This is a genomic window from Paracidovorax citrulli, assembly GCF_900100305.1.
Taxonomy (GTDB): Bacteria; Pseudomonadota; Gammaproteobacteria; order Burkholderiales; family Burkholderiaceae_C; genus Paracidovorax; species Paracidovorax citrulli.
Genome location: NZ_FNEY01000035.1, coordinates 13,074 through 33,983 on the forward strand (window position 1 = coordinate 13,074; position 20,910 = coordinate 33,983).

Below are 20,910 nucleotides of genomic sequence, written 5' to 3' on the forward strand. Positions count from 1 at the left end.
GAACAAGCGCGAAGCCACCGGGGGAGGCGGGCCGGTGGACGCGCCCCGCCTACTTGCCCACCAGCGCGTTGAGTTTCTCTGCCTCGAACTGTTCGTTGCGCTTGGCGTCGCACGGCACGCAGTCGCTGGCCTGCGGCGCGGCCTGGGAGAGCTTTTCGATGGCCGCCCAGAGCAGCGCGATCTGGCGCTCCTGCGACGAGGCGTTGTCGATCAGCCCGCGCATCGCCTGCGAGAGCGGATCGTCTTCCTGCGTGACGCCGTAGGCGGAGAACGCGCGGGCCTCCGGCCGCTGCGGGCTGGCAGCTTCCGTGACGTCGGCGCTCTGCCCCGCCCTGGAGGGGATGATGCGCGCGGGAATGCCCACGGCCGTGGCGCCGGCGGGCACGGGCTTGATGACCACGGCATTGCTGCCGATCTTCGCGCCATCGCCCACCTCGAAGCCACCGAGCACCTTCGCGCCCGCGCTGACGACCACGTCGCGGCCCAGCGTGGGATGGCGCTTGGTGCCCTTGTAGAGCGAGGTGCCGCCGAGGGTCACCCCCTGGTAGATGGTGCAGCCGTCGCCGATCTCGGCGGTCTCGCCCACCACCACGCCCATGGCGTGGTCGAAGAAGACGCGCTCGCCGATCTTCGCGCCGGGATGGATCTCGATGCCGGTGAGCCAGCGCGCGAAATGCGAGATGAAGCGCCCGGGCCACTTGAGGCCGTGCGTCCAGCACCAGTGCGCGGGCCGGTGCAGCCAGATGGCGTGCAGCCCCGGATAACAGGTGACCACCTCCCAGGTGCTGCGGGCCGCGGGGTCGCGGTCGAGGATGCACTGGATGTCGGAGCGCAGGCGGTCGAACATGGGGAGGGGGCTCGTGGAAGGGACGCGGGGCGGGAATCGGCCTTGCAGTCTATCGCTTCGCCCGTGCCGCTTCCGACATGGCTTTTGCGACACCGCGCAGGATGTGGATTTCCTCGGGGGTGGGTTGCGCGCGGTTGAAAAGCTGGTTGAGCCGCGGCATGAGCTTCTTGGGCGCGGCCGGGTCGAGGAAGCCGACATCCACCAGCGCGCGCTCCCAGTGCGCGAGCATGCCGGCCACCTGGGCGGCGTCGGCCGGCACGGACGCGGGCGCGGCGTCCCGCACGGGGAAGCCGCCGAGCGCGAGCCGCCACTCGTAGGCGATCACCTGGATGGCCGCCCCGAGATTCAGCGAGCCGAAGCCGGGATTCGTGGGAATGGAAAGCGCGACATGGCAGCGGTACACGTCCTCGTTCGCCATGCCGAAACGCTCGGAGCCGAACAGGAAGGCCACGCCCGCCTCCCCTGCCGCAGCCGCTGGCGCGGAGACCGGATCGGCGTCCGCGGGCGGCACGGGGGCGATGCCCCCTTCCAGGGCCAGTTCGGCCAGGGGATGGGCCGCATCGGCGGACTGCCGGCGCGCCAGCCACTCGAAATGCTCGCGCGGCGATCGCGTGGGCGGGCCGAAATCACGCGGCGTCATCGCGGTGGCGCACAGGTGGCTGATGCCGTCCAGGGCCTCGTCCAGCGTGGCGACGATGCGGGCGTTCTCCAGCACGTCCAGCGCGCCGCTCGCGCGCTGGATGGTTTCCTCGCGCCGCAGCACGTTGGACCAGCGCGGGGCCACCAGGACCAGATCCCCGAAGCCCATGGTCTTCATGGCGCGGGCGGCGGCGCCGACGTTGCCGGCATGGCTGGTCTGGATGAGGATGAAGCGGGTTTTCATGGAAAGCTGCACAGCGGAAAGGACGCGCGATTGTCGCCGCTGCGCCGCTCCCGCCCGCTCCCGCCCGCTCCCGCCCGCTCCCGCCCGCTCCCGCCGGCCTGCCGTGCCCTCAGTGCGGGCCGGCCGGCCGCCCGGCCTTCCGTCCGGACACCCCGCCGTCGTGCTGGCGTGCGGATTGCGGCACGGCGCGCAGGGCGGACAGGTAATCCTCGCGCCACTTCGCCAGATCCTGCGTCTTCACGTTGTCCAGCAGCCGGGCATGGCGCTCCTTGCGCTCCTGCAGCGGCATGGAGAGCGCCGCCTCGTAGGCCCGGGCGATGGCGGGCCGGTCCGCTGGCGGCACCAGGATCGCGTCCTGGAGCTGGTGGGCCGCGCCGGCGCCCCGGGAGAGGACCAGCGCACCGGGATCGCGCTCATCCTGCGAGGCGACGTACTCCTTGGCCACCAGGTTCATGCCGTCGGCCACCGAAGTCACCACGCCCACCCGGCCCATGCGGTAGATCTCCGGCAGCGCGCTCCGCCGGACCGGCTCGGCGAAGTACAGGATGGGCGTCCACGACGGCGTCCCGTACTTGCTGTTGATGCCGTCCACCATCTCCTGCGTCCTGCGCGCCAGCGCGGCATACGCCGGCACCTGCGGACGGGACGGCGCACCGATCTGCACGAAGGTCACCTTCTCCCGGAGATCCGGGCGGTCTTCCAGCAACTGCCCGAGCGCGGCGAACCGATCGGGCACGCCCTTGGAGTAATCCAGCCGCTCCACCCCCACCATGAGGAGCCGCCCTTCGGCCTTCTCGGTGCGCATGCGCTCCAGGACTCCGCTGGGGCCGGTGTCGGGCTCCTGCGCCATCAGGCCCTGGACATCGATGCCGATCGGGAAATCCCGCACCTGCACCTGGCGCCCGAAAGCGCGCAGCAGGCTTGCGTCCGCAGCGGCTTCCCCGATGCGCTCCTCGCGCACATAGTCCCGGAAGTTCTCCACGTCCCGCGGTATCTGCATGCCCACCAGGTCATAGGAGAAAAGCGACTCCACCAGTTCCTTGTGCTCCGGAATGGCCCGGAAGACCCCCGGTTCCGGGAACGGGATGTGGTTGAAGAAGCCCATGCGCTGCCGGCACCCGAGCCGGCGCAGCTCCTGCGCGAGGGGAATGAGGTGGTAGTCGTGGATCCACAGCATGTCGTCCTGCTGCAGCAGCGGGGCGAGCTGGGCGGCGAATATCCGGTTCACTTGGCGATAGACGCCGTACTGGCCCGGCCGGATGTCGGCCCAGCCGGCACTGCTGTGCATCACGGGCCAGAGCACCGAATTGCTGTAACCCGCGTAGTACTGCCGGAACTGGGTACGACTCAGGTCCATTCCCACCAGGGTGGACTGGCCGAAAGCCTGCGTTCGCACGCTGGGCGTGCCAGGCCGCCCGCCGATGGCGCCGCTCCAGCCCATCCAGAGCCCCGGGTTGTCGTGCATGGTTTCGGCCAGAGCGACGGCCAGGCCGCCGGCAGCGGGCTTCGACGGGTCCACCATCCGGTTGGAGACGACGACCAGCCGGTTCTGCGGAGGGCGCTGCCGCTGCCGGGCTTGCGGCTGGGCCGCGCCGGAACCATCGAACGGCCTCTTGCGGCGGGGCTGGACCGCGGTGCGCTCCAGTGCCCTGCCGGCTGACGGCGGACGGGCGGAGGACGTCTGGCGGGCCTCGCCCTGTGCCTGCAATGCTGGGGGGGACGCGCTGCGGCGCGCTCCGGATACCTGTCGGACCATGGTGGACTCCTTAATTTCTGGATAATGCCCCTTGATTGAAAATGCAGCCTCCCCCGCGGCTTCCGGATATGGAACACGGATGGCCATGGAGAGCACGGGCCATTTCCTGTGGATTTCCTTGGCGGAGCCCTGAATATCGGCCCGGGGGCAGAACGGACCGAATGGCGCCCCGGAAATCGTTGAACACAGTCTATTTATTTTTTATTGCATGCACCCTCTGGAAGCAAACCATTGAAAATATCATTCAGAAACAATATTTCTCGAAATAATTTCGCTTCCCCATAATCCCGTTCGCCTCCCAAAAAAGACCGGGAACCCCCGCGGTCCGAACGCCCTGACCCGAACCGCCGATGCCCCGCCGGCCGGCCCGGTGTCCGGGACGTGCGTTCCGCCACCCCGAACGTGCGCAGCGGCCCCGCACCGGTTCGTGTAGCATCCGCGCCCTCCCGCCATGGATCACATCGCCGTCCGCCACCTGCACAAGTCCTACCGCATCCATGAGCGCGACCCCGGCGTGCTCGGCGCGCTGCGGGCGCTGGCGCGCCCGCGCTACCGCACGGTCGCGGCGCTGTCGGACGTGTCGTTCAGCCTGCAGCGCGGCGAAATGCTGGGCTTCATCGGGCCGAATGGCGCCGGCAAGTCCACCACCGTCAAGATCCTCTCGGGCATCCTGCGGCCCGACGGGGGCAGCGTGGAGATCGACGGGCGCGATCCCTTCGCCGAGCGCGAGCGGCACGTCGGGCGCATCGGCGTGGTGTTCGGGCAGCGCACCCAGTTGTGGTGGGACCTGCCGGTGGGCGACGGCTTCGCGCTGCTGCGCGACATCTACCGCGTCGATCCGCGGCGCTTCTGCCGCATGCGCGACGAGCTGGTGGCCCTGCTGCACCTGGAGCGCGTGCTCGACCAGCCCGTGCGCCAGCTGTCCTTGGGCCAGCGCATGCGCGCGGAGATCGCCGCGGCCCTGCTGCACGAGCCGGACATCCTCTTCCTGGACGAGCCGACCATCGGCCTGGATGCGCCCTCCAAACTCGCGGTGCGCGACTTCGTGCGGCGGGCCAACCGCGAGCGCGGCACCACCGTCCTGCTCACGACCCACGACATGCACGATATCGAGGCGCTGGCCGAACGGGTCATCGTGATCGGCCACGGCCGGGTGCTGGCCGACTGCGGGGTGGACGCGCTGCGGGCCCAGGTGGCGGCAGCGCGCCCCGAGGACGAGGACATGACCATCGAGGCCGTGATCGCGCGCTTCTACGCGATGCACGGCGCAGCCGAGGGATGACGGCGATGGCCCCGGCCGCGCTCCTGCGCCCCTACCGCGCGGCGTTCGCTTCGCGCTTCCTCGTGATGCTGCAGTACCGGGCCGCAGCCTGGGCCGGCTTCGTCACGCAGTGCTGGTGGGGCGGCCTGAAGGCCATGGTGATGGCGGCGTTCTACGGCGGCGCGGCGGCCGCGGCGGCGCCGCTGTCGCTGGAGCAGGCCATCGCCTACATCTGGCTGGCGCAGGGGCTGTTCGCCCTGCTGCCGTGGAGCGCCGATCCGGAACTGGCCCAGTCGGTGCGCACCGGGGCCGTGGCCTACGACCGGCTGCGGCCGGTGGACGCCTATGCGCTGTGGTTCGCCCGCTCCGCGGGATGGATCGCCGCGCGGGTGCTGCCGCGGGCGGCGCTCATGGCCGCGTTCACCGGGGTGGCCCTGCCGTTGGCCGGCCTGGACGCCTGGGCGCTGCAGCCCCCGGCCGGGTGGATGGCGGCGGCGGCGTTCGCCCTGTCGCTGCTGCTGGCGCTGGGGCTGTCCACGGCATTCGTGATGCTGCTCAACGTGGTCACCGCGGCGGCGCTCGACGAGCGGGGCATCAACACCCTGGCCGGCCCGGTCGTGATCGTGTTCTCCGGCAACCTGCTGCCCCTGGCGCTGCTGCCCGACGGCTGGCAGACCGTGCTGCTGCTGCAGCCGTTCGCGGGCATCGTGGACATTCCCGCGCGCATCTATTTCGGCCAGCTGTCGGGCGCGGGGGCGCTGGCGGGGCTGGGCCTGCAGTGCTTCTGGTTGCTGGCGGCCACGGGGCTGGGCCGCGTCCTGCTGCAGCGCACCCTGCGCAACCTGGAGGTGCAAGGCGGATGAAGCCACGGCCCATGGGATCGGCGGCGCTGTTCGTGCGCCTCGCGCTGGCATCGCTGGGCGGGCAGGCGCGCTACCCCGCGTCGGCGCTGATGCTCACCGTGGGCCAGGGCCTGGTGACGGCCATCGAGGCGATGGCGGTCTGGGCGCTGTTCCACCGGTTCGGCGACGTGCAGGGCTGGCGCATCGGCGAGGTGGCCGTGTTCTACGGGCTGGTGAACTGCATGTTCGCCATCGCCGACGCCCTGGGCCGGGGATTCGATACGCTGGGCACGCAGTTGCTGCGCACGGGGGCCTTCGACCGCCTGCTGCTGCGCCCGCGGCCGGTGTGGCTGCAGCTGATGGCGCACGACGTGCGCATCAGCCGCGCGGGGCGCCTGTTGCAGGGTCTCGCCGTGCTGGCGTTCGGCACCGTCCATGCCGAGGTGGCCTGGACGGCGCACACGGTGGCGCTGGCCCTGTTCGCGGTGGCCGGCGGCGTGGCACTGTTTTTGGGCATCCTGGTGCTGCAGGGGGCCGTGTCGTTCTGGACCACCGAGAGCCTGGAGGTCGCCAACGTGCTGACCTACGGAGGCGTGGAGGCGGCCCAGTACCCGCTGGCGCTGTATGCGCAATGGCTGCGGCGCCTGCTCACGTTCGCCGTGCCGCTGGCCTGCGTGGCGTACTACCCCGTGCTGCCCATCCTGGGGCGGGCCGATCCGCTCGGCGCACCCGCCTGGGTGGGCTGGGTTTCGCCGCTCGCGGGCTTCGCCTTTCTCGCGGCGGCGTTCGGCGCCTGGGGCCTCGGACTGCGGCGCCACGCATCGACCGGCAGCTGAAATCCGGCAAGGGCGCTAAAATACCCGGCCATCACGTCCGCATCGCCGGGCGATCCCCCTTGCCGCCCCCTGCGGCGCCAGCTCCTTCCTCACAATTCATGTCGTCCAATCTGCACCCCATGCTCAACGTGGCCATCAAGGCCGCTCGCGCCGCAGGCGCCATCATCAACCGCGCGGCGCTCGACGTCGAGGCGGTGCGCGTTTCGCAGAAGCAGATCAACGACTTCGTGACCGAGGTGGACCACGCGAGCGAACAGGCCATCATCGAGACCCTGCTCACCGCCTACCCGGGCCACGGCATCCTCGCCGAGGAATCGGGCAGCCAGTACGGCGCGAAGGATTCGGAATTCATCTGGGTCATCGACCCGCTGGACGGCACGACCAACTTCATCCACGGCTTTCCCGTCTATTGCGTGAGCATCGCGCTCATGGTGCGCGGCAAGGTCGAGCAGGCCGTCATCTACGACCCCACCCGCAACGACCTCTTCACGGCCACCAAGGGTCGCGGCGCCTACCTGAACGAGCGCCGCATCCGGGTGTCCAAGCGCACCCAGCTCAAGGAAAGCCTGCTGTCCACCGGCTTCCCGTTCCGCCCGGGCGACAACTTCAAGACCTACCTGCACATCATGTCCGACGTGATGCAGCGCACGGCCGGCCTGCGCCGCCCCGGCGCGGCCGCGCTGGACCTCGCCTACGTGGCGGCCGGCTTCACCGAAGGCTTCTTCGAGACGGGCCTGTCCATCTGGGACGTGGCGGCCGGCTCGCTGCTGGTGACCGAGGCCGGCGGCCTGGTGGGCAACTTCACGGGCGAGGCCGACTTCCTGGAGCAGCGCGAGTGCCTGGCGGCCACGCCGCGCATCTACGGCCAGCTGGTGCCGATCCTCTGCAGGTACAGCAAGTTCGCCAGCGCGGGCGACAAGGCCGCCGTGCGGCAGGCCGTGCGCAACGACACGCCGGCCGGCGAGGCCCTCGCGGAGCCCGTGGAATCGCAGGCAACGGACACGGAAGGCAGCGAAGAGGCGCCGCGCGCGCCGTTCTGAACGGCCTTCGCCCCCCGGGCAGCCCCATCGCTGGCGGGGGCTCCGGCACGGCTGAGTTCGCGGTTTCTGGCAGCATCCGGAAAGCCGCCACCCTCCTCCGACAAGCCATGCCCGCCAGATTTTCCGCCCCTGCGACAGCCATCCCGACACCCCTGCGCGCTCCCGTGCCGTCCGGCCCCCGGGGCGCCGGCGTACCGCGTTGAGCGCGGCTCCGGACTTCTCCCTGGTCGTCGCCACCATCGATCCCGACGGCGCTCTCCTTCGCGCCCTGCTGGACAGCCTGGCGGACAGCACCGAACGCAGCTTCGAAGTCATCGTGGCCGACCAGACGCAAGGTGACCATCTCGCCCGGGTGGTGGACGACTTCGCCGGCCGGCTCTGCGTGCACCGCCTGAGCCTGCCCACGCGCGGCGCCTCGGCGGCGCGCAACGCGGGAGCGGCGCGGGCCCGGGGCCGGTGGGTCGGGTTTCCGGACGACGATTGCCGCTACCAGCCGGGCACGCTCTCCGTGGCCCGGCGTGTGCTGTCGATGGAAGGCGTGCGCATCGCCACGGGCCGCACGGTGACCGCCGCGCAGCAGCCTTCGGTGCTGCGCTGGCACGCCACCGCCAAGGACTTCGACCGCTGGAGCATGTTCGCCTGCCTGACCGAAGCCACGCTGTTCGCGGAGCGCTCGCTGTTCCTCTCCGTGGGCGGCTTCGATTCCCGCTTCGGGCCGGGTGCGCCCTTCCCCGCCGCCGAAGGGGTGGAACTGGTGGACCGCTTGCTGCGCGAAGGCAGCGGGTGGCGCGCGCGCTTCGACCCGGCCATCCAGGTGGAGCACCCCGACAAGATTCCGCCCTGGAACCGCTGGGCGATGCAGCGCTTCTACCGCTACGCCCAGGGTGATGGCGCCTTCGTCGTGCACCGCCTGGGCGGGCACACACTGCGGTGGGTGATTCTCACGCTGGGCTCGGCCGGGTTGCGCACGCTGGTGTTCCGCGGCTGGGTCAGCGTCGCGCACGGGGCGCGCATCGCCGGCATCTGCGTCGGCGCATGGCGCTATGCCTGGGCAGCGCGCAAAGGCAGCGGCCGTTGATGCGCGGCCTCCGGTACATCTCGCCTGCCGACACGACGGGCTACGCGGTTGCCGCCAAGGCCTACCTGCGCGCGCTGGCCGGGGCAGGCATGCCGCTGCAGTGGACGCCGCTGCGCTGCCCCGGCGCGCGCTACCAGCCCGTGGCGGCCGACCAGGTGGCGGAGGACGACCTGCGCCCGCTCGCGCACCGGCCGCTGGACTACGACACCGTGCTGCTGCACACGGTGCCCGAGTACTACCCCGAGTGGATCGCGCCCGAGCGGGCGGCCGGCCGGCGCGTCGTCGGCTACACGGTCTGGGAACTGCAACGGCTGCCCGCGCACTGGCCGGCGCTGCTCAACCAGCTCGATGCGGTGATCGTGCCCTGCCGCTGGAACGTGCCGGTGCTGCGGAACGGCGGCGTCACCGTGCCCATCCACGTCGTCCCGCATCTTTCGCAGTTCGCCGCTGGCGCGGCCGACGCCGCGGGCCACGCTGCGCTCCTGCGCCGCCTGGGCGGGCCGCAGGTGCTGCAGGGCCGCTTCGTGTTCTACGGCATCGGCATGTGGACCGAACGCAAGGGCATGGAGCGCCTGCTGCGCACCTACCTCGACACCTTCACGAGCGCCGATCCCGTCGCGCTGGTCCTCAAGACGTCCTCCAGGGACCTGACGCGCTGGAACCGCCGCTGGCGCTCCGGCTGGCGGCGGCAGCATCCGCGGGCATCGCTCAGCGCGGCAGCACTGGCGGCAGGGTATTCCGCGCCCGCGTCCTGGCACGTGATCGACGACGACCACCTGGCCGACGGCGAGATGCGCGCGCTGCATGCCGTCGGCGATGCCTTCGTGTCGCTGGCCCGTACCGAAGGCTGGGGGCTGGGCGCGTTCGACGCCGCGTTGAGCGGCCGTCCGGTGGTGATGACGGGCCATGGCGGCCAGACCGACTTCCTGCCGCCGGCCCTGGCATGCCTGCTCGATCACCGGATGGTGCCGGCCCACGAGCCGCTGTGGGCCCGGGGCTATTCGCGCCGCGATGCCTGGGCCGAGCCCGACGCGGCGCAGGCCGGGCGCTGCATGCGGGCGCTGGCCGCAGACCCGGCGGCCGCACGGGCGCGCGGTGCGCGGCTCGCGAACCACGTGCGCACGGAGTTCGCCGCCGAGCGGGTGCTCGCCGCGTTGCGGGTGGCGCTGGAGCGGCCGGCATGATCCCGCGCACCTTCCATTTCGTGTTCGGCCTCAAGCCGCAGACCGAGCCGTTCCACCTGATGTACTACCTGTGCCTGGCCTCGTGCCTGGCGGTGGAGCGACCTGAATCCGTGGTGCTGCACTATGAACACGAACCCTGGGGCCCGTGGTGGGACCGCATCCGGCCCGCGCTGCAGCTGCGCCGGGCCGAGCGCTGCGAGCTGGTGGAAAACTTCCGGTACCCCGATCCCGAGGTGGCGCGCTACCGCTACGCCCACGCCGCCGACTTCGTGCGATTGCAGGCGCTGATCGCCGAGGGCGGCGTCTATGCCGATATCGACACGCTGTTCGTGCAGCCGTTGCCGGAAGCCCTGTGGCAGCGCGGCACCTGCGTGCTCGGCGAGGAGCGCTCGCCCGATCCGTCCCAGCCCTCGTACTGCAATGCCTGGATCGCGGCGCCGGCCGGCGATCCGTACTGCCGCGCCTGGCTCTCCGGCATGGCCGAACGCTTCGACGGCAGCTGGAGCGGGCATTCGACGCTACTGCCCTACCAGCTCGCGCAACGCATGCCGGGAACGCTGCATGTGGAGCCCGAGACCTCGTTCTACGCGTTCGACTGGCGGCCGGAGCGCATCGACGACCTGTTCCTGCGCAACCGCCCCCTGCCCCCCGGCGCCCGCAGCCTGCACCTGTGGAACCACCTGTGGTGGTCGCCCGGGCGGCGCGATTTCTCGCGCTTCCATGCGGGCCGGCTGACGCCGGAGTACGTGGCGTTCGCACGCACCACCTACGCGCGGCTTGCGCGGCCTTTCCTGCCGCACGATCCGGTGCCGGACCGCGCGGACTGGCGGCGCCAGCAGTGGGCCGCGTTCATCGAAGAAGGCCGGCATCCCTTGCGCGCCGTGCGCGAGGCCTGGAGCCGCGCATGGTAGGCCGGGCCTGGACCGCGCTGCGGTCGCTGGTCGCCGACGTGTTCGCGCTGCAGCGCGACGTGCAGGGCTTCCTGGTGCCCGCGCACCGGCGCACGCTGCACCGCATCGGGATGCTGAGCGCGGTGTTTTCGCTGCTGGAGATGCTGGTGGCGGCCGCGGCGCTGCCCTACATGGATTGCCTGGGTACACGCCGGTGCGGCGTGGTCGGGCGCATCGGCGCCGCCGCGGGCGCCGATCCGGTGATGGCGTATTCGCTGCTGCTGCTCGCGCTCATGTCGGTCAAGATGCTGGCCGACATGGTGCTGCAGTGGCGGGTGGCGGGCTTCCAGCAGGACGTGCAGCGGCACACCGTGCTGCGCCTGCTGTCCGCCTACCTCGCCCAGGGCTGGAACGGGTACCGCCAGCGCAACCGCCGCGACTATTTCCGCCGCTGCGCGACCACGGCGCTGGACGCGGCCTTCGCCTGCAACCAGGCCGTATCGGCGATCGCCTGCGGCCTCATCGTGCTGGTGCTCACCGCCCTGATGCTGACCGTGAACCCGCTGGTGTCGCTGGCGCTGGCATCGGCCTTCGTGGCGCTCAACGGCGCCGTCCACCGCTTCACCGGCCACCGGCAGAAGCAGGCGGCCGAAGCGCGCGAGCAGGCGCAGCGGCGCTGGCACCTGGGCATGGGCGAGGCGCTCGACGCGTTCCAGGAACTGCGTGCCCACGGCACCGAAAGCTACGTGATCCGCGGCATCGACCGGCAACTGGACTCGCTGGCGCGGGCCAACCGCTGGCTGGCGTTCATGCCCGTCCTGCCGCGCGTGGCGCTGGACTACCTGGCGTTCACCGTGGTGCTGTGCTGCGTGCTGGCGTGGTCCTGGAGCGGCCGTCCGCTGGGCGGCCTTCTGCCCTACCTGGTGTTCTACGCGGTGGTGGCGCGCAGCCTGCTGCCGGCCATGATGCAGTTGCTGAGCATCCGCACGTCGCTGCGCGGCGCGGCGCTCAATATCCGGCTGGTGGGCGAAGAACTGGACCGTGCCGCCGCGCAGCGCCGCGAGGTGAGAGCCATGGACACGGCGCCGGGCGCGCCGGCGCTGCGGCTGGAGGGTATCGAGGTGGCCCATGAGGGCCACGCGGCGCCGGTGCTGCGCGATGTGTCCGCGCAGGTGGCGCGGCCGGCATGGGTCGCGCTGTCCGGGCCGTCGGGTACGGGCAAAAGCACGCTGCTGGATGTGATGGCCGGCCTGCAGCCATCCCGCGGGCGGGTGGTATGGCAGGCGCCCGCGGGCGGCCCGCCACGCATCGCCTACGTGCCGCAGCATGTGGCGATCCTGGACGCGAGCCTGCGCGAGAACGTCGTGTTCGGAATGGACACCGGACGGGACGACGCGGTGCATGCAGCGTTGGCAGCGGCGCAACTGGCCGGGCGGGATCCGGCGACAGGATCGCTGCAACTGTCCGGCGGAGAGCGGCAGCGGCTGGCGATCGCCAGGGCGGTGTATCGCCGGCCCGACCTGCTGCTGCTGGACGAGGCCACGGCCGCGATGGACGAAGCGACCGAAGCGGCCCTGTTCCAGGCACTGCGCGCTGCGCTGCCGGAGGCCACCGTGGTCTTCGTCACCCACCGGGAAGCCTCGCTGCGGTTCGCCCAGGTGGTGTGGCGCCTGAAGGACGGGCGCATGGAAACGGACGCATGACGCGACCCGTGGCCGTTCTGCTCAGTCCGGTATGGCCGCAGCCGGGCGGCAGCGGCCGCGCGCTGCGCGCCTGGGACTGGATGCAGGAACTGGCAGCCGGGCATGAACTGCACGTCTGGTCGCCGCAGGCCCCCGCGGCCACGGACTGGCCGCCGGGCGTGCATTGCTGGGCCGGCGGGGCCGACCTGCGGCCAGCTGCGCCGTGGGCGCGCCGGCTGGGCTGGCTCGTGCCCGCGCTCGGCGCGCGATGGCCAGCCCTGGTCGCGCACTGGCAGGTCCCGCGCGAACAGGCGCAGGCGCTGTCGGCGATGGCCGCCGCGATCGGCGACCGCCCGGTCGCGCGCCTCGTCGTGTTCCGGCTCTACTTGCACGGCGTGGCCGAATGGCTGCGCGCCCGGCTGCACGTGCAGCGCGCGGAACTGGACCTGGACGACTGGGACTCGGCCGCGATGGGCAGCACGGCCGGCGCCCTGTGGCGCATGGGCCGCCCGCTCGATGCGATGCTGGCGTGGCGCGAGTCCCTGCAGTACCGGGCGCTGGAGCGCCGCATACCGGCGGGCTACCGCACGTGCTGGCTGGCGGCGCACGAGGACCGCCCGGCCTTTCCGGCGGCGGCCGTGCGCCCCAACCGGCTCCCCTCCCCCTCCCCCTTCCCGTCCCCGGCAGGCACGGGCGCACGGGCGCCGCAAGGGCTGCACATGCTGTTCGTCGGCAGCCTGGACTATCCGCCGAACCAGGAAGCAGCGCTGCTGCTGGCCGGGCGGCTCGCGCCCCTGCTGCGCGAGCGGCTGCCGCGCCCGTGGTCGCTGACCGTCGCCGGCGCCCGCCCGCCCGCCTGGCTGCGCCTGCGGCTCGAAGCCGCGGGAGAGGTGCGGTTGCGGGCCGACGTGCCGGACCTGTCTCCCCTCTATGCGGGCTGCACGGTGGCTCTGCTGCCCGTCATGGCTGGCGGAGGCAGCAAACTCAAGACGCTGGAGGCGCTGGCGCGCGGCCTGCCCATGGTCGCGACGTCCCAGGCAGTCCGCGGCTTTCCGCTGGTGGCAGGAGAACAGTATCTGCCGGCCGAAACGCCGGAGCAGTTCGCGCAGGCCGTGCTGCGGCTGCATGCCGATCCGGCGCTGCGGGAACGCCTGGGCGCCGCGGGCCGCGCCTGGTACGAGGCATTCCGGGAAACCGGCGGTGCCGGTGCCGATGCGGGCCTGCACGGGCGCGCCGGCTGACGCGGCGGCCGCGCGCCATCACTCCGGGTCCGGGTATTTCAACGCGATCTGGCGGAAATCCTCGGCCAGTTCCATGAAGGCATCCACCATGTCGGGATCGAAATGCGATCCCCGGCCCTTCAGGATCGTGGTGCAGGCCTGCTCGTGCGAGAAGGCGGGCTTGTACACGCGCTTGCTGATGAGCGCGTCGTACACGTCGGCCACCGCCATCAGCCGCGCAGAAACGGGAATCGCGTCGCCCGCGAGCCCCAGCGGGTAGCCGGTGCCGTCCCATTTCTCCTGGTGGCTGTAGGCGATCTCCTTGGACACGCTCAGGAACGCCACCCGCATGCCGAGCCGCCGCTCGGCGTTCTCGATGGCGTCGCGGCCGAGCGTGGTGTGGGTCTTCATGACCTCGAACTCCTCGGCGGTGAGCTTGCCCGGCTTGAGGAGGATGCTGTCGGGAATGCCGATCTTGCCGATGTCGTGCAGCGGCGCCGATTTGTAGAGCAGATCGATCATGCGCTCGTTGAGCAGCGCCTCGAAGCGCGGATGGCGTGCGAGGCGCTCGGCCAGGGCCTTGACGTAGAGCTGCGTGCGCCGGATGTGGTTGCCGGTCTCGTTGTCGCGCGTTTCCGCGAGCGAGGTCATGGCCATGATGGTCACGTCCTGGATGGCCTGCACCTCCAGCGTCCGCAGGGCCACCTCGCGCTCCAGGTACGCGCTCTTGTCGCGCAGGAAATCCGCCGTGGCCTTCAGCGTCAGGTGGGTGTGCACCCGCGCCAGCAGGATCGGCGGACTGATGGGCTTGGTGATGTAGTCCACCGCCCCGGCGGCCAGGCCGCGCCGCTCGTCCTCCGGCGTGCTGCGGGCGGTCAGGAAAATGATGGGAATGTCGCGCGAGGCGGGGTGCGCCTTGAGCTGCCGGCAGACCTCGTAGCCGTCCAGGCCGGGCATCATGATGTCCAGCAGGATCAGGTCGGGCGGCGGGTCCGACTGGGCGATGCGCAGCGCCTTCTCGCCGTGGTTGGCCACCTTGACGAGGTAATGGTCGCGCAGCAGCGTGGCCATGAGCGCGAGGTTGTCGGGGGTGTCGTCCACCACCAGCACCGTGGCGATGGTCCGGTCCTTGAGCATGGGTTCATCGGAGAGCAGCGAAGTGTCCATGGTGTTGCTGTGCCTGTGTCTTTCGGATGGCCTGCGGCGCGGAGGGACGGGCCGCCTCACGCGGCGCCGGAAACGGTGGAGGGCTCCGGCGGCGCGTCGATGATCGCCAGCGCGTGTTCGAAATCGAAGTCGCGCACGTGCGTCTCCACGGCGGCGAAGCCGGGCCCGAGGGCGCGGCGCAGCAGCAGGGCCTGCTGCTGCAGGAAATCCAGGGCGCCGGGATCGTCGGCACGCAGCAGGACGCGCAGTTGCGCGAGCGCGGACTGCTGGGCGGATTCCGTACCGCCTTCGCCCCCGTCGCGCCACGGCACGGCGCCAGCCGGGGCCGCGACCGGCGGCATGCCCGCGAGACGCCATTGCGCCAGCCCGAGCAGCAGGGTATCGAGCCGGTCGCAAACCACCAGGGCCTGGGCGGAGACATCGCCCTCGGCACCTTCGCCGCGCAGGGCCTGCTCGAGCTGGTGCGCGGCGTGCGCCAGCGCAACGGCGCCGATATTGCCCGCCACCGACTTGAGGGTGTGCGCGAGCCGCTCCGCCAGGGGGCGGTCGCCTCCATGCAGCGCGGCCTGCAGGGCGGCCGCGGTGTCGCGCTGCCCGTCCATGAAGCGCCGCAGGAGGTCGCCGTAGAGCGCGGGCCGGCCCAGGGCACGCTGCAGGCCGGCGGAGATGTCCAGGCCGTCCACGCCATGCGGCAGCGCCTCCTGCGCGCCGCCCTGCCCCGCACCGGCCGGCGCCGGGTCGCCCAGGGCGCCGTCGATGCCGATGCCCGGCCGCGGGCGCACCCAGCGGGCCAGCGCACGCCACAGCACGCCCGGCTCGATCGGCTTGGGAACGTGGTCGTTCATGCCGGCGTCGAAGCAGCGGCGCCGGTCGGCCTCCATCGCGTTCGCGGTCATCGCGATGATGGGCAGGCGCGCGTGCCGCGGATCGGCGCGCAGGCGGCGCGTGGCCGTCTCGCCGTCCATCACGGGCATCTGCATGTCCATGAGCACCACGTCGTATTCGGTGTGGGCCACGCAGTCCAGCGCCGCCTGCCCGTGGGCCGCCACGTCCACGATGAAACCGGCACCGCGCAGCAGTTCCACGGCCACGAGCTGGTTCAGTTCGTTGTCCTCCACCAGCAGCACGGAGGCGCCGCGCAGCTGCGGCGGCGGCTGGTCGTCGTCGGGCCGCGCCAGGTGCGCGTGGGCCGGCAGCCAGCCATGGGCCAGGGGCTGCGCCAGCGTGTCGTAGAGGAGCGAGGCGCTCACCGGCTTGACCAGCACCGTCTCGATGCCCTGCTCCCGCGCGGCCGGCATGATCTCGTCGCGGCCGTAGGCCGTGACCATGAGCATCTGCGGTGCCTGGTCCAGGCCCAGCTCGTGGATGCGCCGGGCCAGCTCGATGCCATCCATGCCCGGCATGCGCCAGTCGATGAGCAGCAGCCCGTAGGGCTCGCCGTCCGCCGCGGCATCTCGCAGCATGTCCAGCGCCTGCGCGCCGGCATGGGATTCGCGGGTTTCGAAGCCCATGCTGCGCAGCATTTCCGAGAGCACGGCGGCGGCCGTGTGGTTGTCGTCCACGATGAGCACGCGACCGTTGCGCAGGGCGGGCGGCAGGGGCGGCGCGGCCAGCGCGCCTTCGACGCATTCGAGCGGCAGCATGACCCAGAAGGTCGAACCCTCGCCCAGGACGCTTTCGGCGCCGACCTCGCCGCCCATGAGCTCGGCCAGGTTCTTGGAGATGGCCAGCCCCAGGCCGCTGCCCCCGAAGCGCCGCGTGGTGGAGGCGTCGGCCTGCTGGAAGCTCTGGAAGAGCCGGCCCATCTGCTCGGGCGCCACGCCGATGCCGGTATCGCGCACCTCGAAGCGCAGCAGCACGCGCCGGCCGTGGCGCTCCACCACCCGCACGCGCACGTGGATCTCGCCGCGCTCGGTGAACTTGATCGCGTTGTTGGCGAAATTGATGAGGATCTGGCCCAGCCGCAGGGCATCGCCCACGAGGTGGGGCGGCACGTCGGGCGCCACGTCGAGCACCAGCTCCAGCCCTTTCACGCCGGCCTTGTAGCCCACCACGTCGGCCATGCCCTCCAGCACGCGGTCGAGCATGAAGGGCTGCTTTTCCACGACCAGCTTGCCGGCCTCGATGCGGGAGAAGTCCAGGATGTCGTTGATCACACCCAGCAGGTGCTGGCCGGCCTGCTGGATCTTGGCGACGTAGTCGGCCTGGCGCGGCGTGAGTCCCGACTTGAGCGCGAGGTGCGACATCCCGATGATGGCGTTCATCGGCGTGCGGATCTCATGGCTCATGTTGGCCAGGAAGTTGGACTTGAGCGCCGTGGTTTCCTCGGCCAGCTCCTTGGCCCGGCGCAGCTCGCGCTCGGCCCGCTGGCGGTCGGTGATGTCCACCAGCGTCCCGATGGAGCCGCCGGGCGAGCCGTCGGGCCGCTGGAAGCCGTGCATCCAGAACAGCGTGTGGTGGATCTCCCCGTCGGCATAGGTGAGATCGACCTCCTTGTGGATCGGCGGCCCGCCGGCGCGGATGGTGCGGGCGTCGGCCTCGAATTCGGCGCGCTCGGCCTGGTTGAGAAAGTCCGCCTCGTGCACCGTCTTGCCCAGGAAGTCCTCCCGGCGGATGCCGAAGGCCTCCTCGTAGGCCCGGTTGAATCCCCGGTAGCGCCCGTCCCCGTCCTTGTGGAAGAGCGGGATCGGAATGGCGTCCACGAGCGCCTGCTGGAACGCGAGCTGGTCCGCGAGGCGGGCTTCCAGTTGCTTCTGCTCATGCACGTCCACCTGCACGCCGATGAGCCGCCGCGCCCGCCCCTCGGCATCCCGCTCGATGCGTGCCGAGCACAGCAGCCAGCGCTCGCTTCCATCGGGACGCACCACGCGCCAGGAATCCTGCAGCCCGGTGGCCGCTCCCGCCAGGGCGGCATCGAGGCGGGCCTGCACACGCGGCCTGTCCTCCAGGTGCAGGCTGTCCATCCAGTCCATCAGCCGCAGTCCCTGCGGCTGGTGCGGCAGGCCGTAGAGGGATGCGAGCTTTTCGCTGAACACGAGATGGTCGCGCGCGAGGTCGAGGTCGAAGACGCCGACGCGGCCGGCCTCCTGCGCCAGTATCAGGCGCTCGTTCATCTCGCGCATGGCCGCCTCGGAGCGCCGCGCCTCGGTGACGTCCTCGACCACCCAGATGCAGGCAAGCCCATAGCCCTGCAGCGGCAGCAGGCGGCCCGAGAGGCGTGCCTCGAAGACCGTGCCGTCCCGGCGCACCAGCCGGGCGACCTCCCGCACGGATTCGCCGGCCTCCAGCCGGCCCTCGACGCGCTCGAGGAAGCGCCGGTGGAGCTCCTCGCCGCCGAAGATGACCTCCACCCCGCGCCCTTCCAGTTGCCCCGGCTGCGCGCCCAGCAGTTCCAGGCAGGCGGGGTTGAAGCGCAGCAGGCGGCCGTCGGCCACGATCAGCACCGGCGGCGCGTTGTCGAAGATGGCCGTCTGCTGCGCGAGCGCCTCGTTGAGTTCACGTTCGCGCCGCTGCAGTTCCTGGTGGGCCGTGATGCGCTCGGTCACGTTCTCGTGCAGGCCCACGATGGCGATGCGCCGGCCATGGTCGTCGAACACCGGCGAGAGCGTGGCCTCGTCGTGGTAGATCGTGCCGTCCTGGCGCTGGTTGATGAACTCGCCGCGCCAGGGCAGGCCCGCGATCAGCCGCGACCACATCTGCCGGTAGGTCTCCGGCGGGGTCTGCCCCGAGGCCACCAGCGAGGGCCTGCGGCCACGCACCTCGTCCAGGCTGTAGCCGGTGTTGGCTTCGTACTGCGAGTTCACCCAGTCGATGCGGCCCTCGGCATCGGTGATGACCACGGCCACGGGGCTGGACTGCAGCGCCGCGCCCAGCACGCGGAAGCGCTCCATGGCCAGCGCCATGCGGGCCCGGTGGCGCATCATGTCCAGCAGCATGCCGCCCAGCACCACCAGCAGGGTGAAGACGCCCACGCCGATCTGCCAGCGCTGCGGCCCCGGCAGCAGCGCCTGCAGGTCGTCGAGCATCACGATCTGCCACGGCCCGTCCGGATCGTGCCACTCGAGGTTGCGGCGCTCCAGCGCATAGCGCACCCCGCCCACCACGGCCTCGCGCGCATCCGGCCGGAACGGCAGGGCCTGCGCCACGCCGTTGTCGAACAGCGCGCCGAACTGGCGCTGCCGCCGGATCGCATCGATGCGCTCCTGCGTCAGCGGCGGCGCGATGGCGTAGCGCCACTCCGGCCGGGTGGCGGCGAAGGCGATGCCCTGCGGGGACATCAGCGCCATCGGATAGCCGGAGCGCTGCAACTGGGTCTCCACGGGCTCGAAGGACATTTTCACGAGCACCACGCCCACGATCACGCTCGCGGGCGTATCGCCCTCGTAGAGCGGCGCGGCGTAGTACAGCCCGCGGTCCTGCGAATTCGTGCCGAGCGCGGGATACACGTTCACCGCGCCGCGCATCGCCTGCAGGAAGTACGGTCGGTGGGACAGGTCCAGCCCCAGGGCCGGAGTGGCCGGCGTCTCGTGCGCCACCACGCGGCCGCTGGCGTCCAGCACGTACACCCCGCTGACCAGGAAGCGGCCGCGCGCCACGGCCAGGCGGGCCAGCGCTTCCGGGGCGTTGGGCGGCAGCGTGCCGAGCGCGACGGCCTTCAGCGTGGGCTCGCTCAGGCCCAGCAAGGCCACCGCGCCCAGCAGCGGGCTGCCGGCAGTCTGGCTCATCAGCACCTCGGCGGCATGGCCCAGCAGGCCTTCGCGCTCCTGCGCGCGGCTGGCCTCCCGCCACTCGGCCACGCCGGCCACGGCCAGCCATGCCCCGACGGCGGACAGCGCCAGCACCACGGCCCAGCCCCGCAGCCACTGGCCGTCGCGCTGGGCCACCTTGTCGAACAGGGCGGACAGGCTGCCCAGCCGCGGGCTCATGCGCACGGATACCCCCCGGAGGCCGGCCCCGGACTGCCCGGCGGGCCGTGCGGACGCCCGTGGCGCCGCGGCCCGGCCGGCCGCAAGGCGGCTACAGGAACAGGAGAGGCTTCGGCTGGCACGGTCGCTTTGAACCTTCGCAAACGGCAGGAAACACACCACACGTGGATGCGCCACGCGCACATGGAGCCCACAGTATGGCAAAAGGTAACAAAGCATGGATTTTTTTACACTCCTGTCTCCCTCGATGGCGAGTGCGGTCGCGGCGCTGATCGCGGTCACCGCCGCCGCGGTGGTACACCGCATCGCGGCCGCCGTCGCCTTGCGCGCCACGCGCGGGATCCCCGTCCTGCACGCGGTGGTGCAGGCCTGCGTGCCGGTGGCGCGCGTGCTGCTGCCCCTGGCGGCGCTGCAGGTCGTCTGGGTGGCTGCGAGCGATGCGCAGCCCTACATCGGCACGGTGAGGCACGTGGGCGGGCTGGCGCTGATCGGCGCCGTGGCCTGGCTGCTGGTGGCCGGCATCGGCGGCCTGGCCGATGGCGTGATCGCCCGCTACCCGGCCGACGTGGAAGACAACCTCACGGCGCGGCGCATCGCCACCCAGGCACGGGTGCTGTCGCGCACCGCGATGACGGGGGTGGTGATGGCCGCCCTGGCCCTGATGCTGATGACGTTTCCCGGCGCGCGGCAGGTCGGGGCCAGCCTGCTGGCCTCCGCGGGCGTCGTCGGCATCGTGGCCGGGATCGCCGCACGGCCGGTGTTCAGCAACATGATCGCCGGCCTGCAGATCGCGCTGGCGCAGCCCATCCGCATCGACGACGTGCTCATCGTGGAAGGCGAATGGGGGCGCGTGGAAGAGATCACCGGCACCTACGTGGTGCTGCGCATCTGGGACGAACGGCGGCTCATCATTCCATTGCAGTGGTTCATCGAGAACCCGTTCCAGAACTGGACGCGCACCGGCTCGGAAATCCTCGGCACGGTGTTCCTGTATGCCGACTACCGCATGCCGCTGGATCCGCTGCGCGAGGAACTCGACCGCGTCCTGGCCACGGCACCTGAGTGGGACCAGCGCGTGAAGGTGCTGCAGCTCACCGATGTGACCGAGCGCACCATCCAGATCCGCGTGCTGGTGTCGGCGCGCTCATCGGGGCTGGCGTTCGACCTGCGCTGCCGCGTACGCGAGGCGCTGGTGGCGTTCATGCGGCGCGAATACCCCGACTGCCTGCCGCAGACCCGCGCGCTGCTGTCGGGCGCCGGCGGGCAGCCGGACTGAAGCTTCAGTCAGAACAGCCCGGG

15 protein-coding genes are annotated in these 20,910 nt (G+C 71.4%); 10 read left to right on the top strand and 5 right to left on the bottom strand.

The window, feature by feature from the left end; translation table 11 throughout:
• Window positions 1–49: 49 nt before the first annotated feature.
• From cysE to BLR99_RS19005, 3 genes are all read right to left on the bottom strand, one after another.
• Complete coding sequence (gene cysE / locus BLR99_RS18995) at window positions 50–847, bottom strand: serine O-acetyltransferase (RefSeq protein WP_011795198.1); 798 nt, start codon at window positions 845–847, stop codon at window positions 50–52.
• Between the two features lie 49 nt (window positions 848–896).
• Window positions 897–1,730: an RNA methyltransferase gene (locus BLR99_RS19000; RefSeq protein ID WP_011795197.1), complete on the bottom strand. Its 834-nt coding sequence runs from the start codon at window positions 1,728–1,730 to the stop codon at window positions 897–899.
• A 109-nt stretch (window positions 1,731–1,839) separates the two neighbouring features.
• Complete coding sequence (locus BLR99_RS19005) at window positions 1,840–3,486, bottom strand: alpha,alpha-trehalose-phosphate synthase (UDP-forming) (protein WP_011795196.1); 1,647 nt, start codon at window positions 3,484–3,486, stop codon at window positions 1,840–1,842.
• 451 nt (window positions 3,487–3,937) lie between these two features.
• Between BLR99_RS19005 and BLR99_RS19010 the strand changes: the two genes are divergently transcribed.
• The 9 genes from BLR99_RS19010 to BLR99_RS19050 all read left to right on the top strand — a co-directional run bounded on the left by BLR99_RS19010 (window position 3,938) and on the right by BLR99_RS19050 (window position 13,540).
• Window positions 3,938–4,768: an ABC transporter ATP-binding protein gene (locus BLR99_RS19010; RefSeq protein ID WP_011795195.1), complete on the top strand. Its 831-nt coding sequence runs from the start codon at window positions 3,938–3,940 to the stop codon at window positions 4,766–4,768.
• Window positions 4,769–4,773: 5 nt separating this feature from the next.
• Window positions 4,774–5,610: an ABC transporter permease gene (locus tag BLR99_RS19015; RefSeq protein WP_011795194.1), complete on the top strand. Its 837-nt coding sequence runs from the start codon at window positions 4,774–4,776 to the stop codon at window positions 5,608–5,610.
• A gap of 11 nt (window positions 5,611–5,621) precedes the next feature.
• Complete coding sequence (locus BLR99_RS19020; RefSeq protein ID WP_011795193.1) at window positions 5,622–6,425, top strand: ABC transporter permease; 804 nt, start codon at window positions 5,622–5,624, stop codon at window positions 6,423–6,425.
• Between the two features lie 98 nt (window positions 6,426–6,523).
• On the top strand, window positions 6,524–7,465 hold the full coding sequence (locus BLR99_RS19025) for an inositol monophosphatase family protein (RefSeq protein WP_011795192.1): 942 nt from the start codon (window positions 6,524–6,526) through the stop codon (window positions 7,463–7,465).
• A 199-nt stretch (window positions 7,466–7,664) separates the two neighbouring features.
• Entirely contained in the window at window positions 7,665–8,543 is an 879-nt protein-coding gene (locus tag BLR99_RS19030; RefSeq protein WP_048857652.1) for a glycosyltransferase family 2 protein, read from the top strand.
• The gene (locus BLR99_RS23200) at window positions 8,543–9,727 is read left to right on the top strand and encodes a glycosyltransferase family protein (protein ID WP_011795190.1); all 1,185 of its coding nucleotides are present in this window, start codon (window positions 8,543–8,545) and stop codon (window positions 9,725–9,727) included. Before BLR99_RS19030 ends, BLR99_RS23200 begins: the two co-directional genes overlap by 1 nt.
• Window positions 9,724–10,638 (top strand): glycosyltransferase, encoded by a 915-nt coding sequence (locus BLR99_RS23205; RefSeq protein ID WP_011795189.1) that lies wholly within the window; start codon window positions 9,724–9,726, stop codon window positions 10,636–10,638. Before BLR99_RS23200 ends, BLR99_RS23205 begins: the two co-directional genes overlap by 4 nt.
• Complete coding sequence (locus BLR99_RS19045) at window positions 10,632–12,320, top strand: ATP-binding cassette domain-containing protein (protein WP_011795188.1); 1,689 nt, start codon at window positions 10,632–10,634, stop codon at window positions 12,318–12,320. The genes BLR99_RS23205 and BLR99_RS19045 overlap by 7 nt, the downstream gene beginning before the upstream one ends.
• Window positions 12,317–13,540, top strand: a complete 1,224-nt coding sequence (locus BLR99_RS19050; RefSeq protein ID WP_011795187.1) for a glycosyltransferase — start codon at window positions 12,317–12,319, stop codon at window positions 13,538–13,540. Before BLR99_RS19045 ends, BLR99_RS19050 begins: the two co-directional genes overlap by 4 nt.
• An 18-nt stretch (window positions 13,541–13,558) precedes the next feature.
• Here the strand turns inward: BLR99_RS19050 and BLR99_RS19055 are convergent, their stop codons facing one another.
• Together BLR99_RS19055 and BLR99_RS19060 are read right to left on the bottom strand one after the other, a co-directional pair.
• On the bottom strand, window positions 13,559–14,686 hold the full coding sequence (locus tag BLR99_RS19055) for a response regulator (protein WP_017439983.1): 1,128 nt from the start codon (window positions 14,684–14,686) through the stop codon (window positions 13,559–13,561).
• 56 nt (window positions 14,687–14,742) lie between these two features.
• Window positions 14,743–19,611 carry a PAS domain S-box protein gene (locus tag BLR99_RS19060; RefSeq protein WP_011795185.1) on the bottom strand — a complete coding sequence of 1,623 codons (4,869 nt, stop codon included), beginning with the start codon at window positions 19,609–19,611 and terminating at the stop codon, window positions 14,743–14,745.
• A gap of 217 nt (window positions 19,612–19,828) precedes the next feature.
• Here BLR99_RS19060 and BLR99_RS19065 point away from each other — a divergent pair, with 217 nt between their 5' ends.
• The gene (locus tag BLR99_RS19065) at window positions 19,829–20,887 is read left to right on the top strand and encodes a mechanosensitive ion channel family protein (RefSeq protein ID WP_011795184.1); all 1,059 of its coding nucleotides are present in this window, start codon (window positions 19,829–19,831) and stop codon (window positions 20,885–20,887) included.
• The last annotated feature ends 23 nt before the right edge of the window (window positions 20,888–20,910 follow it).

Coding starts and splice junctions, on each gene's coding strand:
- cysE (WP_011795198.1), bottom strand. CDS start 847: ATGTTCGACCGCCTGCGCTCCGACATCCAGTGCATCCTCGACCGCGAC.
- BLR99_RS19000 (WP_011795197.1), bottom strand. CDS start 1,730: ATGAAAACCCGCTTCATCCTCATCCAGACCAGCCATGCCGGCAACGTC.
- BLR99_RS19005 (WP_011795196.1), bottom strand. CDS start 3,486: ATGGTCCGACAGGTATCCGGAGCGCGCCGCAGCGCGTCCCCCCCAGCA.
- BLR99_RS19010 (WP_011795195.1), top strand. CDS start 3,938: ATGGATCACATCGCCGTCCGCCACCTGCACAAGTCCTACCGCATCCAT.
- BLR99_RS19015 (WP_011795194.1), top strand. CDS start 4,774: ATGGCCCCGGCCGCGCTCCTGCGCCCCTACCGCGCGGCGTTCGCTTCG.
- BLR99_RS19020 (WP_011795193.1), top strand. CDS start 5,622: ATGGGATCGGCGGCGCTGTTCGTGCGCCTCGCGCTGGCATCGCTGGGC.
- BLR99_RS19025 (WP_011795192.1), top strand. CDS start 6,524: ATGTCGTCCAATCTGCACCCCATGCTCAACGTGGCCATCAAGGCCGCT.
- BLR99_RS23200 (WP_011795190.1), top strand. CDS start 8,543: ATGCGCGGCCTCCGGTACATCTCGCCTGCCGACACGACGGGCTACGCG.
- BLR99_RS23205 (WP_011795189.1), top strand. CDS start 9,724: ATGATCCCGCGCACCTTCCATTTCGTGTTCGGCCTCAAGCCGCAGACC.
- BLR99_RS19045 (WP_011795188.1), top strand. CDS start 10,632: ATGGTAGGCCGGGCCTGGACCGCGCTGCGGTCGCTGGTCGCCGACGTG.
- BLR99_RS19050 (WP_011795187.1), top strand. CDS start 12,317: ATGACGCGACCCGTGGCCGTTCTGCTCAGTCCGGTATGGCCGCAGCCG.
- BLR99_RS19055 (WP_017439983.1), bottom strand. CDS start 14,686: ATGGACACTTCGCTGCTCTCCGATGAACCCATGCTCAAGGACCGGACC.
- BLR99_RS19060 (WP_011795185.1), bottom strand. CDS start 19,611: ATGAGCCCGCGGCTGGGCAGCCTGTCCGCCCTGTTCGACAAGGTGGCC.
- BLR99_RS19065 (WP_011795184.1), top strand. CDS start 19,829: ATGGATTTTTTTACACTCCTGTCTCCCTCGATGGCGAGTGCGGTCGCG.